We start from the raw sequence: 13,312 nt of genomic DNA on the forward strand, positions 1-13,312 counted from the left end.
AAATGCGGCTGCTTATTTGAGACCGTATTTCTTGTTGAAACGATCCACACGGCCGTCTGCCTGTGTGAACTTTTGACGTCCTGTATAGAAGGGATGCGAGTCTGATGAAATTTCGACACGAACAAGCGGGTAAGTTTTTCCTTCAAACTCTACAGTTTCGTTAGAAGTACGTGTAGAGCCGCTAAGAAACTGATAACCGGTAGTAGTATCCATAAAGACGACAGAACGATATTCCGGATGAATGTCTTTTCTCATTTTAAATTCTTTCCTTTCTGCCATGACAGACGCCTGCCATAGTTGTTAACCATTATATTTTACCAGAACTCAACTGGCTTGACAAGCTTTTTATTCAAAAAAATAGATTATTTGCCTGAGACTGATAGATAATTGCCTAGAAAGATAAGACAGGGTTTTTAGCACCTGATTCTTACGGCTCTGGGCTGTTTTTTAACAGTGCCTTAATTTCTTGGTAAATGATTTCGTTTTCCTCAAGGCTGTATGAATTTGCACCGCTGGCCAGAGGGTGGCCACCGCCCGCATGTCGTTTAGCGATGCCGTTGATGATATGTGATTTGCTGCGCAGGCGCACACGATAGTGGCCGTCAGGCTGTTCCACAAATATGGCCCAGGCCTCCACGCTGTTGATTTTACCTGGAGTAGCGACAATGGCAGATGTTTCAGGATCAGTAATATCAAATTTTTTCATCAGTTCCTGAGTTAGAACCAGCCGTGCCGCACCATTTTCGTCAATTTCAAGATTAGATAAGGCATAAGCCTGCAGTTTTGCAATTTTTAAAGAAAAACTGTCCATTTGTCGTGCGATAGCTGCAAAATCAAAATGATAGTTTCTCAGCTGGCTGGCTATAGAGAAGGTTTTACTGCTGGTAGAAGGGTAGAGGAAACGCCCGGTATCACCGACAATTCCGGCATAAAGAAGGCGTGCTGCCTCATCTGAAAGTTGTAGCTGCAGGGTCATAGCAAAATCGGCGATAATCTCGCTGCTGCTGGAAGCGTCAGTATCAACATAGATAAGATCTCCATAGGCGTCGTCGTTAGGATGATGATCGATTTTAATAAGAAAATCTCCCTGTTCATAGCTGCTGCTATCAATCCTCGGCCTGTTAGCAGTATCAGTTACAATTACTAGAGCATCTAAGTAATCGCTGTCACTTACAGTTTCCATTTGTCCCAGCCAGGCTAGTGTAGGTTCATCGTAACCTGGAGTGATGACCTTTTTATCCGGGAAGTTGTGTTTAATGATTTCTTTGAGACCAAGCTGGCTGCCCAGTGCATCAGGATCAGGTTTCATATGTCTATGGATAATGATTGTATTATACTGCTTAATTTTTGCTAAGATTTGTTCAAATAGTGTCATAAAAAAATCAGTTCCTTTTTAAAATCATATCAATATGAGGGATGCCGTCTTCCAAATAGCGGCTAGAGGTCGTTTGAAAGCCAAAAGAGGCATAAAAATCTTTGAGGTAGAATTGTGCTTGGATAGAGACAGGAAGTGCGGGCAACTTTTCTTGGCAAATTTGCAGAGCCTGTCTGACTAGTTTCCTTCCAAGGCCGTTTTGCCGGCAGTTCCTTGCGGTTAAAACGCGGCCTAATGCGACACTTTCCTCTCCGGGTATTATCCGGCAGTAGGCCTGAATGTCTCCGGATTTTTTCTTGAAAAAATGCAGGGCTTCTAAATCATGTTTATCTACTTCTTGGTAGGGACAGTTTTGCTCAACAATAAAAACGGCAACCCGCACCTGATAGATAGCGAAGAGTTCGGATTTCGTCAGTTCCTCAAATGTTTTGCAGACCCACATAAAGTTCCTTTCTTTTCGATGTTATTATACCATAAAAAAAGAGCGGTCCGACAGTATAGCAGAGCCGCTTTTCCGGTTTTTCCGCCCTTTTAAAAGCTGAGGACTGCCTCCCAAGTGTTAGAAAGCAGAAGCTTAGAACAAAAAGCATCAGACTGGAAGCTGTAGCTGCGGTTTAGAGACAGCAGCCAAATCAGCTTTTCGCTGTTATTTAATGTCTTGGTATTTTGCCTGTAAGCCACGGATGACAGCAGGCCTTTCAGCGATTTTTTCAGTCCAGGCCTGTACGTTTTGATAGGATTGGACATCAAGGAATTCTCCTGCTCTGTCCCAAATTTTATCTTGAGCCAGACGGCCGTACCATGACCAAATGGCAATATCTGCGATAGTGTAGCTGCTTCCGGCGATATAAGGCTTAAGTGCCAATTCTTTATCCAGCAGATCGAGCTGCCGTTTGGCCTCCATAGCAAAGCGATTGATACTGTACTCAATTTTTTCCGGTGCATAATGGAAAAAATGACCAAAGCCGCCTCCAAGAAACGGTGCGGCACCGGTTTGCCAGAAGAGCCAGTTTAAGACTTCTGTTCGTTGAAGAGGATCTGTTGGCATCAGCTGATTGAATTTTTCAGCTAAATAGAAAAGAATATTAGATGACTCAAAGATACGAATAGCTTTGTCCCCTGACTTATCAAGCAGAGCTGGAATTTTTGAATTAGGATTGATTGCAACAAAGTCTGAACCAAACTGATCGCCTTCACTGATTGCGATTCGGTAAAGGTCATATGCTGCCTCAGTGATTCCCAGCTCTTTAAGCTCTTCAAACATGATGGTCGCTTTTATGCCATTGGGCGTGCCAAGGGAATAAAGCTGAAAAGGATTGCTTCCGCTTGGCAGTGTCTGTTCAAATCGAGATCCGGCAGTGGGCTGGTTAAGGCTGCCCCACTGTCCGCCCATACTGGCAGGATTTTTCCAAATTTTAGGTGGTTGATAGTCTGACATGATTTTCTCCTTTTAAAATATAAGAGTATATGAAACGCATATAAACAGAACAGTATAAAGGGCACTGCAGCTGTTTGCACCGAATTTCGAGTTCACTTAAAGGCGTCCGATAAAACAAAAAGAAAAATACTGATTAATCATTGAAGTCAGTCATTTCTTTCAGCAATTCTGCTCAAGGTGTTTTGGCGTATCAGTCAGCATACTTTTGATATCTTAAGTTTTTAAGAAATTACCGCTCGTTGTGCTAGACTGCTTACTTTAGAGAGACGCCTTTGCTTTAACGATGTGATAAGCATAGCAAATTTACACTTGAATTTCAAATAAATTGTGTTAAGATAGTAAAAATATCATTTTGCTGCGGGAGGACTGATAATGGATAGGCGATTGCTGCAAGATTTAGCAAAAACTGAGCTGCACTGTCATTTAGATGGTTCGATTTCGATGGAGACCATTCGTCTTTTGGCTGATATGGCTGGAATTATGCTGCCGCAATCAGATCAGGAGCTAAAAAAGCTAGTTACTGTGCCTGAGCAGACTGAGAGCCTGACCGATTATCTGAAAACTTTTGATTTTATCCGCCCGCTTTTACAGACTAAAAAAGCACTGCAGATGGCTGCTTATGATGTTGCCAGACAGGCTGCAGCTGATAACGTCATCTATATTGAAATCCGTTTCGCACCGGAGCTATCTATGGATCAAGGCTTATCCGCCCCTGAGACTGTCTTTGCTGTTTTAGAAGGCTTAAAGCAGGCAAAAACAGATTTTGGCATTAGGGGAAAAGTCATTGCCTGCGGGATGCGTCAGTCTCCTAAAGAATTGACTCGAGACCTTTTTGGGCAGCTGGCAGAGCTTTCAGAAGCTGGTTTTGCTGGCTTTGATTTTGCTGGGGATGAGCATGGTTTTCCCCCTGCAAAAATTGAGGATTTAATCCGCTATACTCAAACTTTAGGCCGTCCTTTGACCTTCCATGCCGGTGAATGCGGCTGTCCAAACCATATTGCCGATTCTATCGCTCTTGGGATTAAGCGCCTGGGGCATGTAACAGCTATTCATAATCAACCTGAAATCATCAAATCTTTGGTTGAACATCAAGTTACAGCAGAACTTTGTCTGACCAGCAATCTTCAGACCAAAGCAGTAAAGGATTTATCTGATTTTCCCTATCAGGAATTGTATGACGCAGGTGCAAAAATTACCATCAATACTGATAACCGGACAGTATCTGATACAAATCTAACCAGAGAATATGAACTGTTTCACCAGTACTTTGCAGCTGATTTAGCAGATTTTCTGCAGTTTAACCGCAATGCTGTCCAAGCTTCTTTTACAAGCGATGCTGAAAAAAGGGATTTATTAGCAAAAATAGAAAAATTATATGCTGCATTCTTGTAGAAATATGCTAAAATAATAGTAATGTTTTATTGGAGGAAGAAATGGCTTTAGCTAAAATTGTTTTTGCCAGTATGACCGGAAATACTGAAGAAATCGCTGATATAGTCGCTCAAAAATTAGAAGATTTAGGGCATACGGTTGAAGTAGATGAGTGTACAACAGTTGATGCAGCAGATTTCGAAGATGTGGATCTGGCTATTGTAGCAACCTACACCTACGGTGACGGGGAGCTTCCTGATGAGATTGTTGATTTTTACGAAGATTTAGCTGATTTAGATTTGTCAGGTAAACTTTACGGTGTCGTTGGGTCAGGGGATACCTTTTATGATTATTTTTGCCAGTCCGTGGATGATTTTGAGGCACAGTTTGCTTTGACAGGAGCTTCAAAGGGAGCAGAGTCAGTTAAGGTGGATTTAGCTGCTGAAGACGAAGACATTGAACACTTAGAGGCTTTTGCAGAGGAACTTTCAGCAAAACTGCCTTAAACCATATCTGAAAGCCAAACCGAAAAAGCTGTTTGGCTTTTTTATTTACTAGGCTGCAAATCTAATAATTATGATGCAATTGAGTGTGCCCTATAAAACATTTTCGAACTGTCTTTTCATTTCTTGTGAGAGGCAGTCAGCAGCTTTTAGTTTTTCTGGTTTTTATTCATGAAATTGTTTTCAAAAGGGGGTATAATAGAATAAAAGCTGATTATTAGTTTTAGACAGAGGTTTTTCTGTAAGAGAGAAAAGAGGTGCACAATGGTAAAAAATAGGGAGTATGCCTTTGGTTTTCATGATAACGTCAAGCCGCTTTACTCAACAGGCAAGGGGCTGACAGAAGAAATCGTCCGCAATATTTCTGAAATTAAGAATGAGCCGCAGTGGATGCTTGATTACCGTCTGCAATCTTTAGAACTATTCAACAAGCTGCCTTTGCCTGACTGGGGTCCTGACTTATCCGGCATTGATTTTGAGCAGGTTATTTATTATCAAAGATATTCCGGTGAAACGGTTCGTTCATGGGATGATGTCCCTGATAAAATCAAAGAAACTTTTGACCGTTTGGGGATTCCTGAAGCTGAGAAGCAATTTTTGTCCGGAGCGGTGGCTCAGTATGAATCAGAAGTTGTTTATCACAATATGCAGGCTGAGTTTGAAAAACAAGGGATTATTTTTACAGATACTGACACCGCTGTCCAGAAATATCCGGAGTTGGTTAAAAAGTATTTTGGCACCATTATTTCCAATGCAGAGCACAAATTTGCTGCCTTAAACGGTGCTGTTTGGTCGGGCGGAACATTTATTTATGTGCCAAAAGGAGTTCAGTGTGATATTCCTGTGCAAACTTATTTTCGGATTAACGGTGAGAATGCCGGTCAGTTTGAACGGACCTTGGTTATCGTTGAGGAAGGTGGGTCTATCCAGTACATTGAAGGCTGTACAGCCCCTACCTATTCTGCCAACAGCCTGCATGCAGCGACCGTGGAAATTGTCGTCAAAAGAGATGCCTACTTCAGATATACTACTATGCAAAATTGGTCGGACAATGTTTACAACTTAGTGACTGAGCGCGGGACTGTTGCTGAAAATGGGACTTTGGAGTGGATTGATGGCAATATCGGCAGTAAGGTCAATATGAAATACCCTTGTTCCATCCTCAATGGGCCTCATGCCCGAACAACAGTTCTGTCCATGTCCTTTGCCAATTTCGGTCAGGATTTGGATGCCGGCTGTAAGGTTTTTCACAATGCTCCCCATACGTCATCGACTTTAATCTCAAAATCAGTTGCCAAGGATGGCGGCAGAACGGATTACCGCGGTCAGGTCACTTTTGGGAAGGACAGCTCGGGTTCCAAATCACATATTGAATGTGACACGATTCTTATGGATGATTTATCTTCATCAGATACCATTCCCTTCAACGAAATTCATAATGCTAATGTGGCTTTGGAGCATGAGGCTAAAGTTTCAAAGGTGTCTGAAGCTCAGCTTTATTATATGATGAGCAGGGGGATTTCAGAAGAAGAAGCGACTGCCATGATTGTTAATGGTTTTATGGAACCGATAACCAAAGAGTTGCCGATGGAATATGCAGTTGAATTAAATACTCTGATTAATATGAGTATGGAAGGCTCTGTCGGCTGAGGTTTTGTCTTTCTTGCCAAGCGGCCCGCTTTTCTTTATAATATTAACAAGATGAAGAAAATCCATTTGAAGTATGATAATCTCAAGAAAGGGTTGCTTTTAGCCGGTTTTGTGCTTATCATTCTGTATTTTTTACTTTTTATTGTGAGGCATTATCAGGATATTGCAGCTGTTTTTTCTGCAAAGCAGCCCTTGGAAGATTTTGAAGCACATTTCAAGGCTCGGACGCTGCTGAATTTTATATTGCTTATCTTGCTGACAGCAGTGACGGCGGCTATTCCGTTTATGTCCAATGCTGTTTTTGCTGTTTTTAACGGGGTGGTCTTTGGACCTTTGCTGGGCTTTGTCATGAATCTGTCCAGCAATGTCATCGGGAATTTTTTCTTGATTCAGGTGATGAAGAGGGTTAATATTGCAGACAAAGATAGTCGGTTTCAGAAGCGGCTGGCTGAATGGGAGGCTTTTGAAAACAAAACGACAGCCCTAATAATAGGCTATATGCTGCCGATTATCCCGACATTTATTATTGATTACAATGTGACGAAAATGCGGATTTCCTGGAAGCACTGGTTGCTTTGTGCTTTAATCGGAGTAGCTCCGACCAGCCTCCTCTATGCTTTTGGCGGCGATGCCATTTTATCCGGCAACATCAAACGTCTGGCTGTCATTTTGGTTATTATGATTTTGGTATATGGCAGTTATCGTTATTTTAAAAAGAGAAAAGAGAAATAAGTATGGAATTGAATCATATTCGCCAGCAGATTGATTTGGTCGACAAAGATCTGGTTGCCTTGCTGGAAAAACGAATGCAGCTGGTAACTGAGGTCAGTCAATATAAAAGGGAAAAACAACAGCCGGTTTTGGATTCCGTTCGTGAGCAGACTGTCCTAAAAAAAGCAGCTGCCTATGTCGAAAATAAAGAATTTGAAAACAGTATTGTCAGTATTTTTTCTGATATTATGAAACATTCACGCGCTTATCAAACCAGTAAATTAGAAGAATGAAGAAAGTTTGGGCCTTATTTTTAGTTTTTATCTTGGCCTTTGTGGCTGGAATTATGCGCTATAGTTTGAGTCAGTGGCTTTCTCCTGAGTGGGGGACAGCAATTGTTAATTTTTCCGGGACTGTTTTCTTAGCTTTTTTTATCAAAGGGATTTTTTCTGAAAAAAAGGCATCAAAAAACCTATTAACTATTTTTAGCTCCGGTTTTATCGGCAGTTTTACGACCTTTGCCGCTCCTCTTTTGCTTATGCTTCAGGCTCTGCAGGAAGGTGATTGGGCTAAATTTAGCTTTTGGTTTTTGATTTATTTCTTAGGAGGCATAGGGGCAGTGCGTTTGAGCATTTATTTGGCCAAGAGAAGGATGGAGAGACAGAGTGATTAATATTTTAGGGATTGGTTTTGCCTGTGGTATAGGAGCTCTTTGTCGCTATATTTTATCGTTTGCTAACAGAAAAAACTTTCCTTTTGGAACCCTGATCAGCAACCTTTTCGCGGCTTTCCTTGTAGGCTTTTTTTCGCGGCATCTGACAGATAAAAATCTTAATATCTTCTTATCTGTCGGATTTTTAGGGGGCTTAGGAACGTATGCTACCCTAAACTATGAATTTGCGGCCTTTTTCTCAAAACGATCCTATGCTTTTGTTTACTACAGCCTGACCTATGGTCTGGGGCTGCTTTTAGCCTACATCGGGATGTCAGTTTGAATAAGTCTTTGTTGAAAGCTTTAGTATGCAGTCTCTGCTCTATTTTAATGACTGACACATCGGTAAGAAATACCGATGCATTTAATCTTGAGTTATTTAAAAGAGATTTGGATTTCGCAGTATTTTTCTGGTGAAAAGGGCTGGACAGCTCTGCATATTTCTGTTAGAATAATGGTTGTGCTTGTAAAGAAAGCGCAAAAAACAGCTAATCCGCTGGGACGGAGCTCTTATGATTAGTAAAGAAGGAGAATCACATGAATCCATTAATTCAAAGTGTAACTGAACAACAGCTGCGGACTGATATTCCTGAGTTTCGTGCTGGTGATACAGTTCGTGTTCACGCTAAGGTTGTTGAAGGAAGCCGCGAACGGATCCAAATTTTTGAAGGGGTTGTTATTTCCCGTAAAGGTCAAGGCATTTCTGAAATGTATACAGTTCGGAAAATTTCCAGCGGTATCGGCGTTGAACGGACATTTCCGCTTCACACACCGCGTGTTGAGAAGATTGAAGTTACTCGCCGCGGCCGCGTTCGCCGTGCAAAACTCTATTATCTGCGTTCTCTGCAAGGTAAAGCTGCACGGATCAAGGAAATTCGTCAATAAGAAAAAAGCTCTTTACAAAGGGCTTTTTAACTTTTTATCAAATGTCTTGCGGGTTATCCTTTCAAAAATATAGAGCAGAAATATTTTTGCTGGCAGGGAGACTTGCATTCGGGCTGACTCTAAGGTACAATAGAAAGAGCTTATTTGTGTCCCCTTAGTTAAATGGATATAACAGCTCCCTCCTAAGGAGTAGTTGCTGGTTCGATTCCGGCAGGGGATATTGGCAGCAATGGCCTGTTTTAGTGTGTTACCAATAGATAGAGGACATTTATAGAACGAGATCTTACTTAAGAGACCAAAACCAGCAAAGCAAGCTGCTTAAGTGCAGCTTTTTCTTTTGCCTGCAGGAGCCTGCTGCATCTTTTAATGCTGAACTGCCGGTTCTGATTTATTGCTATCTTAGTCTGCCAATCTTGTAAGAAAAATGGTATAATAGGGGCGTTATTAGAAAAACGTAAAAGGAAGTATCATGGCACGTAAAAGAAATTCTATTGACAGTCGTATTGATTACTCAGTAGTGTTACCTGTTTTTATTCTTCTGCTTATTGGTTTAGCAGCAGTTTATATCGCAACACTGCACGATTATCCAAATAATGTCACTATGGTGATGACCCAGCAGATTATTTGGATGCTTTGCGGCTGTGTTATTGCTTTTGTTGTTATGCTTTTTAGCACCGAGCTGCTTTGGAAGATCACGCCTTATCTCTATGTTTTAGGCCTGTTTTTAATGATTCTGCCCTTAATTTTTTACAGCCCGACCCTAGTTGAAGCGACAGGGTCAAAAAACTGGGTGACAATCGGTTCGGTCACCTTATTTCAGCCGTCAGAATTTATGAAAATTTCCTACATTTTGATGCTGGCCCGGTCAACTATCTGGTTTCATCAAAAATATCAGGAGCTGACCTTTAAGCGGGATTTGCAGCTGATTGGCATTTATGCTTTAATTACCCTGCCTGTTATGATCTTTTTGGGCCTGCAGAAAGATTTAGGGACAGCTATGGTTTTTATGGCTATACTGGCCGGTATGATTCTGATTTCTGGGATATCTTGGTGGCTGATTTTACCGGTTGTTTTGTTTGTAGCTCTTTGTTTTTTGATTTTTATCATTATCTTTCTTATCCCCAACGGCAAAGAGTTTCTTTTCAATCTGGGAATGGATACCTATCAAATTAACCGTATATCCGCTTGGCTGGATCCTTTCAGCTTTTCAAAAACAATTGCCTATCAGCAAACGCAAAGTATGGTTTCAATCGGTATCGGCGGTTTGTTTGGACGAGGATTTGGAGATGTTGCTTTGTCGGTGCCGGTTCGCGAAAGCGATATGATTTTTACAGTCATTGCCGAAGATTTCGGCTTTATCGGCAGTGCCATTGTTTTGGGGCTCTATTTGCTTTTGATTTACCGTATGATTCGTGTGACATTTGCTTCTAATAATCGGTTTTATGTCTATATTTCGACTGGTTTCATTATGATGATTCTTTTTCATATTTTAGAAAATATTGGAGCGGCTATTGGTATTTTACCGCTGACTGGCATTCCTCTGCCTTTTATTTCCCAAGGGGGGAGCGCACTTATCACCAATCTTATCGGCGTAGGCTTGGTTCTTTCTATGGGATATCAGAACAACTTAAATATTCAAAAAGAGATTGCTGAAAAATTTCTGAGAAGCCGGCGCTGAACACTTAGATGGCAGATTTAAGCCATCTTTTTTTGTGCTTTCAGCAAGGAACGGTATTCAGTTTTCAACGAGATCTTTTTTTGTCTGCTTTTTAACAGTATTTGTGTCTTAAAATAAAAAAGACAGGCTTCTAATAAGAAGACCTGTCTTTTGATATAAACGGGCAAAGTTTCAGCTTATTCAGCCATCTTAGCAGTAAAACTTTACTGCCTATGTAATCTACGGAAGTAAATTACCGTAAGGCTTATAGACAGAAGTGCAAAACCAAGAATAACTGCGCCAGCAGATGTGTCTTCACCGGTACTTGGAAGTTTTTTCTTAGGTCTGTTTGCTGTCGTCGTTGGTGTCGGCTTACCGTTAGTTGTAGTGGTTGTTGTTGGATCAGAAGTACTTGCCCCAGAAGTGACTGTTGTTGGATCAGAACTACTTGCTGTAGTGGTGGTTGTTGCTGGATCAGAACTACTTGTTTCAGAGGTAGTAGATTCTGTTGACTCTGTTACAAGGGTTGTTCTTGCTTCAGTCACAGTTGTCGTGACCGGTGAGTCGGTTGTAGTGGCTGCTGGGGTTCCTGTTGTAGTAGTAGCCTCCGTTGTTGTAGTATTTGTGTCTGATGTCGTGCCTGCTATAGTCGTTGTTGGTTCAGTGGTTGTCGTTGCTTCTGCAGTGGTACTTGCTTCTGATGTCGTAGTAGCTGCAGTCGTTGTCGCAGGTTCGGTTGTTGTAGGTGCAGCAGTGGTTGTCGCTGACGTTGTAGTGGTCGTAGTTGTCGTTGTTTCTGGTGTATAGATATTTTCAAAAACCGCATCATTGTCTGTGTAGGTTACGGTTGCACTCAGATTCCCCTGATCATCGGCTTCGACCTTAACAGTGACTTTGATTGGCTCTGCATCATAGGTGATACGGTCAATTGTCTGACCGGCATTGGCTTCTGTAACGGTGTAGTTGTAAACACCGGCAGTATCATAGGTAAGTTTGGAGAATGTGATGTTGCCATCTGCATCGTTTTTTACTGTTTCAACGGCTTCACCAGTTTCATCATTAGTCAGTGTGAATTCAAATTCTTCTGCTTTTAAGTCACGTCCTGTCAGCTTTTTAGTAGCAGCAATGCTTGCTGAGGTTGTTTTGCGCTGGTTGCTGATTGTTCTAATCACTCCTTCTGAACCGACAGTCACCTCAATCGGAGTGGAGTCAAGTATATAACCTGTTGGTGCAGCCACTTCTGTAATAGTGAATGCGCCAAGCTTTACATCTTCTTCTGAATAGACAGGGGATTGTGCCACACCATTTTGGTCAGTTGTAACAATTTCTTCAGCTGCAGTTGCTCCCGCCGGAGGCGTGATTTTGAACTGAGCATTAGGAAGACGATTCAGTGTTTTGCTGTCTACCTTATAAAGTGTGATGCGGTAACCAGTCTGCAATTGGATTGTACCGCCGGTTGTGACGACTGAATTGCCTGTATGGTAATAGGTTAGCTGTGTATTCGTGCTAGTTGAAGTGATATCTTTCTCATCAGCTTTCATTGAGACCCCATTTTGCACCTTAGTGCCGTCTGCAGGGGCAGTTGTATCATACTGAATTTGGAAACTGGCTGTTTTCCCGTTTTTTACAAATGAAGAGGCCTTGTTGATTTTTAGAACAAACTGAGTGTAAGATTCATTCCAGTCAATAGTATAATCAGTACCCGGTGCTAACTCTTCTTGATCCATAAGGCTGAAGTCATTGCGGTACCAGCCCGCTGTTACTTTGAAAGTCTCAGGAATAAACTGCATTGGCGAGTAGTTTTCTGAAACAGTATCTGTCACTTCAATGGTCTCATAGCTTTCTTGTCTGGTGTTAATGCGCACTGTCCAGCCATGAACATACTGACCGTTTTTTCCAAGCGTTTCAGATGTCCAGTCTTTACTGCTTATGATTCCGCCTATTTTAGCAAAATTTTCTTTTTCGATGATGTATGAATAGTCAGAAGGTTTCGCAGGCGAAACTTTGATTTGGTGAGTGATAGTTTTTTCGGTTTCACCTGATGGAAAGCTGATTTCTGTATTTTCTGTCAGCTCTTCTGCTTTAAACTGAGTATAAAAAGTACCAGATACCCCTTGAATTTCTGTACCACCTTTTTCTTTAAGGTAATCAGCTAGATTTTTTAGGGTGATAGTAGCAGTGCCGCCAGCTCCTGCCCCGTTTGAAACAACACTTGCTTCTCCGACTGCTATGCCAGTGGCTTTGTCTGTTAGATCAAAGGTTGTTGCTGTTACAGTAAGCGGCGCAGGAATAGTGAAAGTAAAGGTATCGCCATCACTAAGATTTCCATCGTAAGCACTTAAGTCAAAATCGACAGCATATCGATAGTTGTTGTTTTGAGTAAGCTGGTAAATCCCGCCGCTTTGGGAGGCTTCCCGGCCATTTGCAACATCCCAAACAATGACATTTGTGATAACATTGGTCAGCTCTTTGGCGCTTACAGTTTCAGCGAAGGCTGTTATGCTAAACAAAAGAAGGAATGGGGTTAATAAGCTAATAAACTTTTTCTTCATTGAACCTCTCCTTTAGGTTTTAAAATTTTAGAACATACTTGATAGTTTTTTCAAGCATGAAAAATAAGAGGAGTTGCTATACTCCTAAAATCATTATAATAAAAAAGTAATTGAATTGCCATCTTTTTTTTTTTTTTTGAAAATTAAAAATATTTTATGAGGGGATAGAAAGACGTTAACGCTTCTGACTGAAAAAACTATCTGCATACTTTATACTTTGATTGTCTGATCCCCCGTCTTGTAAATTTTTTAAAGAGCCAAAATAAACTATTGATAATGACAAGACTGCCACCAAATTCAGCTGAAATAGTGGTACTTATATTCATTAGTATAACAGGAGAATTGCCGGCTCTAGTATCTTTTTCATAATACTCCCCATCACAAGTCCCAGTTTAAGAAGGCTTAACCAGCGCCATCAATAGGTTTAAAAAGCCTGCCGCATGCTCACCTGTGCTGAT

15 protein-coding genes and 1 tRNA gene are annotated in these 13,312 nt (G+C 41.3%); 11 read left to right on the top strand and 5 right to left on the bottom strand.

Features of this window, described 5'->3' with window-relative positions; all coding sequences use genetic code 11:
- Positions 1 to 12: 12 nt before the first annotated feature.
- The 4 genes from A0O21_RS03015 to yghU form a co-directional block, all read right to left on the bottom strand.
- Positions 13 to 255 (bottom strand): type B 50S ribosomal protein L31, encoded by a 243-nt coding sequence (locus A0O21_RS03015; protein ID WP_067061030.1) that lies wholly within the window; start codon positions 253 to 255, stop codon positions 13 to 15.
- Between the two features lie 172 nt (positions 256 to 427).
- Positions 428 to 1,375 carry a DHH family phosphoesterase gene (locus A0O21_RS03020; protein WP_067061033.1) on the bottom strand — a complete coding sequence of 316 codons (948 nt, stop codon included), beginning with the start codon at positions 1,373 to 1,375 and terminating at the stop codon, positions 428 to 430.
- A 7-nt stretch (positions 1,376 to 1,382) separates the two neighbouring features.
- A complete protein-coding gene (locus A0O21_RS03025; protein ID WP_067061036.1) occupies positions 1,383 to 1,817 on the bottom strand; it encodes a GNAT family N-acetyltransferase in 435 nt (144 codons plus the stop codon).
- Positions 1,818 to 2,021: 204 nt separating this feature from the next.
- Positions 2,022 to 2,813, bottom strand: coding sequence for a glutathione-dependent disulfide-bond oxidoreductase (gene yghU, locus A0O21_RS03030; protein WP_067061039.1), 792 nt, complete (start codon positions 2,811 to 2,813; stop codon positions 2,022 to 2,024).
- A gap of 372 nt (positions 2,814 to 3,185) precedes the next feature.
- Between yghU and add the strand changes: the two genes are divergently transcribed.
- The 11 genes from add (at position 3,186) to A0O21_RS03080 (ending at position 10,323) form a co-directional block, all read left to right on the top strand.
- Positions 3,186 to 4,205, top strand: a complete 1,020-nt coding sequence (gene add / locus A0O21_RS03035; RefSeq protein ID WP_067061043.1) for an adenosine deaminase — start codon at positions 3,186 to 3,188, stop codon at positions 4,203 to 4,205.
- A 41-nt stretch (positions 4,206 to 4,246) separates the two neighbouring features.
- Positions 4,247 to 4,690, top strand: coding sequence for a flavodoxin (locus A0O21_RS03040; protein ID WP_067061047.1), 444 nt, complete (start codon positions 4,247 to 4,249; stop codon positions 4,688 to 4,690).
- Between the two features lie 261 nt (positions 4,691 to 4,951).
- Complete coding sequence (gene sufB / locus A0O21_RS03045) at positions 4,952 to 6,337, top strand: Fe-S cluster assembly protein SufB (protein ID WP_067061052.1); 1,386 nt, start codon at positions 4,952 to 4,954, stop codon at positions 6,335 to 6,337.
- Positions 6,338 to 6,388: 51 nt separating this feature from the next.
- Positions 6,389 to 7,069, top strand: coding sequence for a VTT domain-containing protein (locus A0O21_RS03050; protein ID WP_067061055.1), 681 nt, complete (start codon positions 6,389 to 6,391; stop codon positions 7,067 to 7,069).
- A gap of 2 nt (positions 7,070 to 7,071) precedes the next feature.
- Positions 7,072 to 7,341, top strand: coding sequence for a chorismate mutase (locus A0O21_RS03055; protein WP_067061059.1), 270 nt, complete (start codon positions 7,072 to 7,074; stop codon positions 7,339 to 7,341).
- Positions 7,338 to 7,721, top strand: a complete 384-nt coding sequence (locus A0O21_RS03060) for a fluoride efflux transporter FluC (protein WP_067061062.1) — start codon at positions 7,338 to 7,340, stop codon at positions 7,719 to 7,721. The genes A0O21_RS03055 and A0O21_RS03060 overlap by 4 nt, the downstream gene beginning before the upstream one ends.
- Entirely contained in the window at positions 7,714 to 8,043 is a 330-nt protein-coding gene (locus A0O21_RS03065; protein ID WP_067061065.1) for a CrcB family protein, read from the top strand. The genes A0O21_RS03060 and A0O21_RS03065 overlap by 8 nt, the downstream gene beginning before the upstream one ends.
- 75 nt (positions 8,044 to 8,118) lie before the next feature.
- Entirely contained in the window at positions 8,119 to 8,280 is a 162-nt protein-coding gene (locus A0O21_RS10845; RefSeq protein WP_158511686.1) for a hypothetical protein, read from the top strand.
- Between the two features lie 17 nt (positions 8,281 to 8,297).
- Positions 8,298 to 8,645 carry a 50S ribosomal protein L19 gene (gene rplS, locus A0O21_RS03070; RefSeq protein WP_067061068.1) on the top strand — a complete coding sequence of 116 codons (348 nt, stop codon included), beginning with the start codon at positions 8,298 to 8,300 and terminating at the stop codon, positions 8,643 to 8,645.
- 148 nt (positions 8,646 to 8,793) lie between these two features.
- Positions 8,794 to 8,865: transfer RNA gene (locus tag A0O21_RS03075), tRNA-Arg, on the top strand.
- 249 nt (positions 8,866 to 9,114) lie between these two features.
- Positions 9,115 to 10,323: an FtsW/RodA/SpoVE family cell cycle protein gene (locus tag A0O21_RS03080; protein WP_067061071.1), complete on the top strand. Its 1,209-nt coding sequence runs from the start codon at positions 9,115 to 9,117 to the stop codon at positions 10,321 to 10,323.
- A gap of 203 nt (positions 10,324 to 10,526) precedes the next feature.
- Here A0O21_RS03080 and A0O21_RS03085 read toward each other — a convergent pair whose 3' ends face one another.
- Complete coding sequence (locus tag A0O21_RS03085; protein ID WP_067061074.1) at positions 10,527 to 12,854, bottom strand: Spy0128 family protein; 2,328 nt, start codon at positions 12,852 to 12,854, stop codon at positions 10,527 to 10,529.
- Positions 12,855 to 13,312 lie beyond the last annotated feature (458 nt).

The sequence above is a fragment of the Streptococcus pantholopis genome, from assembly GCF_001642085.1.
GTDB lineage: Bacteria > Bacillota > Bacilli > Lactobacillales > Streptococcaceae > Streptococcus > Streptococcus pantholopis.